Genomic DNA, 1,143 nt, shown 5'->3' on the forward strand with positions numbered 1-1,143 from the left:
TACTCCGTAGGTAACACTATTAACACTAGGCGTTGCCTGTGGATCATTCGCTAATCTGGAACACGCAGAACTTGCCGTTCTGCTGATCTGCAATGAACCCATCCTGGCGGGTGCAGGCCCAATCCAGCCCCATGAGTTGGACGCTGTCCGCAAAATCCCGGCCCAGGTAGTAATCGAACACTACCACGGAAGCCAAAGCGCCTGTGGCAAGCCCTGTAAGGGCTGAGAAAGCCATCAGGAGCCAGACGTTGCGCCTACGGGCCAGAACTGTGCCTGAGGCCGCTCTACGGGCCTCTGAGAGGCTGCGCACGGCATCATCAACCTTCTCCTGCATCTCACGGGCGGTCTGATCCAGAGAATGGGCCAGACGGGACGCGCCTTCCCTGCCCCCTTGCGAGGCTGCGTTCTGGACCCCCGCGATTTTTTCCGCGTTGTCCTCCAGTGCGGCTTGCAGGTGCTTGAGCCGTTCTTCCGTGATCTGGCGCTTCTTCACATCGGCGATCTCGACCCGCAGCAGGGTAAGGGTATCAGTCAGGGTCTTGATGGGGTCGTTGCTCATGCCTGGTCGTCTCCGATGAATTTCCGCAGCTCATCCAGCAGGGGTGCGGCGTCCTGTTTGTCCACGGCCCGTGTCAGCGAGGTTTCCAGCAACCGGACCAGGTAGCGGGCCAGCTTTTTGTCTTTGAAGGCCGCAGGGATGATGGTCGCGCCGACAATGATCTTTCGGCGAGTGTCTTTTGTCCGCTTCTTGGTCTTGAGCCTCTGGACCCTGTTCTCGGCCTCGGCGATTTGCTGGTCGATGGTTCGGGGCATCAGAGTTGCGAGGTCCTGTTCTGGGTGCTACGGTAAAAACACTTTAAGTGCTCACTTATACATTGCCAAGGCAATGTGTGAGGTCTCAACGGGGTAAACCCCAAGGCGACGCCATTCCCCTTTGCCGCAAGCGGCAACATGGGGCGGCGCTTCGCCCGCCCCAAACCCCACCAGACCAGGGCATTGCCCTGGACCAACCGCACAGGCTCACCCGCTCCGATGGCGATCTATCATTTCTCCGCAAAGATGATCTCCCGCAGCACAGGGCGCAGTGCCGTTGCCGCCGCCGCCTACCGGACAGCCGAGCGCATCGAGGATCACCGCCAAGGG

At 59.8% G+C, this 1,143-nt stretch carries 2 protein-coding genes; both read right to left on the minus strand.

Annotation, left to right across the window (positions count from 1 at the left end; translation table 11 throughout):
- Positions 1 to 43 precede the first annotated feature (43 nt).
- Positions 44 to 559 (minus strand): hypothetical protein, encoded by a 516-nt coding sequence (locus tag BMZ91_RS20995; protein ID WP_092842510.1) that lies wholly within the window; start codon positions 557 to 559, stop codon positions 44 to 46.
- Positions 556 to 813 carry a hypothetical protein gene (locus BMZ91_RS21000; protein ID WP_092842511.1) on the minus strand — a complete coding sequence of 86 codons (258 nt, stop codon included), beginning with the start codon at positions 811 to 813 and terminating at the stop codon, positions 556 to 558. The genes BMZ91_RS20995 and BMZ91_RS21000 overlap by 4 nt, the downstream gene beginning before the upstream one ends.
- Positions 814 to 1,143 lie beyond the last annotated feature (330 nt).

It is taken from the genome of Roseovarius lutimaris (assembly GCF_900115165.1).
Classification (GTDB): domain Bacteria; phylum Pseudomonadota; class Alphaproteobacteria; order Rhodobacterales; family Rhodobacteraceae; genus Roseovarius; species Roseovarius lutimaris.

Bases quoted from the DNA above. Each gene is read 5' to 3' on its own strand.
- BMZ91_RS21000 (WP_092842511.1), bottom strand. From the start codon at position 813: ATGCCCCGAACCATCGACCAGCAAATCGCCGAGGCCGAGAACAGGGTC.
- BMZ91_RS20995 (WP_092842510.1), bottom strand. From the start codon at position 559: ATGAGCAACGACCCCATCAAGACCCTGACTGATACCCTTACCCTGCTG.